The 1,372-nt window shown below is 56.3% G+C and carries 1 protein-coding gene; it reads left to right on the top strand.

Annotation, left to right across the window (positions count from 1 at the left end; genetic code table 11):
• Positions 1–82: 82 nt before the first annotated feature.
• Positions 83–454 carry a DUF4087 domain-containing protein gene (locus LDO54_RS01940; protein ID WP_224005376.1) on the top strand — a complete coding sequence of 124 codons (372 nt, stop codon included), beginning with the start codon at positions 83–85 and terminating at the stop codon, positions 452–454.
• The last annotated feature ends 918 nt before the right edge of the window (positions 455–1,372 follow it).

Raw genomic sequence — 1,372 nt, 5'->3', positions numbered from 1 at the left:
ACACGGCCTCGGCCATGAACCGACGTTCGACGTTGATGTTCGGGTTGTCGACAATTGCCGATGAGTAAGGACAAGACCCCTGATGGAAAATTCTTTTGTGGTGTTGCTCGGGTTAGGAATGGCGTTGGCAACCTCCGTCGCCGACGCGCAAGGTGCCGTTGAGAAGCGCTGTGGCTGGCTCGAAAATCCAACTCCCGCAAACTTTTCGTTACGGGACCGAAGTGGTGAATGGACAATTTCGGAACAAGGTGGTTATCAGGCCCCGGGGATTGAGAAGATGCCGGACATGACCACGAAAGGATGGGTTGTGACCAATGCTGGGGAGCATGGGTACGGTTGCGCGTGCTTTGACGTACAGGTTGACGAAAAGTCGGGCCTGGTGACACGACTGGTATCCGCTGAGCCGTTACCGCTCAGACGATGCAAACTCGATCCGAAATTGCCACCGCCTTGACTCGCTATCGCGCAACTGCCAGTGCTGAATTCGCTCGCGCGGCCAGGAGACGCGATCGGCGGTTCCTCGCTTCGTAGTTTGATGGTCCGTTTCCAGAAAAGCCGAGCGCCCTTCCGGGTAGGGCTATGCCCGTTGCATCGCACGCCCTGCCGAGCATACCGCCGCGCCCAGTCGTCGGACGCCAGTCGGCCACTTCCGGCCACTCGTCTGACTCTCGAAGTTGCCATTCGGACGGCTGCTATGCTGCTGGCACGCAGTGGTCTATGGGATGCCGGTACACTGATACTCTACGGTAACCCTTCAACGCTCGCAGCTCCCTCCCGACGAATGGACGCAATCTTTTGTCGAACCGCCAAATGGTTCAGCGTCCTTATACCCCCATGCCGCCATCGTTGCGCAGCTGCTGCAGCGCCTTGTGTTGCATTCACTTCGGGCACCTCGAAACCGCCATATTCATATGACATTCTTACGGTGCCGTCGGCCCTGCTGCCACCTGTAGCAACCATTTCTTTAGGTGCCGTGCAGGCCCCCAAGAAAGTTGCTGCGCCCAAGAGCATAGCGATCTTTTTACCCATTTCTCCCCTCGGCTGTTTAAGTGGCGCCGAATATTCCTGACTTGCGCCGTCAGCAATGCTTGTTTTTGTGGTAATTAGGTTAGCTAACTATGTTTAACACCAATCGGTTTTTTCACTCTCCGATGCGCCGGGAATTCAGCGCAGTGTGCATAGTAGCCTAGTCAATGCCCGCTAAAATTCAACCGTTCGAGGTCGTCCGGAGTACCAGCGAAAGCCATCTCCGAAGGAAACGCAGGCTGAACGACTCAATTGGGTCGTGTTATGCCATTTGCATCACGCCCACGCCCGACACGAACGTCGCGTTCCGTCGTCGGGCGCTGAACGGCCATTTTGAGACGCTCGA

It is taken from the genome of Paraburkholderia tropica (assembly GCF_914484835.1).
Taxonomy (GTDB): domain Bacteria; phylum Pseudomonadota; class Gammaproteobacteria; order Burkholderiales; family Burkholderiaceae; genus Paraburkholderia; species Paraburkholderia tropica_A.
The sequence above is the reverse complement of the archived record's forward strand: the minus strand, read 5'-3'. Positions and strand labels throughout refer to the sequence as shown.

What these genes read in the sequence shown, in the direction of transcription:
- LDO54_RS01940 (WP_224005376.1), top strand. Translation starts at nt 83, where the DNA reads ATGGAAAATTCTTTTGTGGTGTTGCTCGGGTTAGGAATGGCGTTGGCA.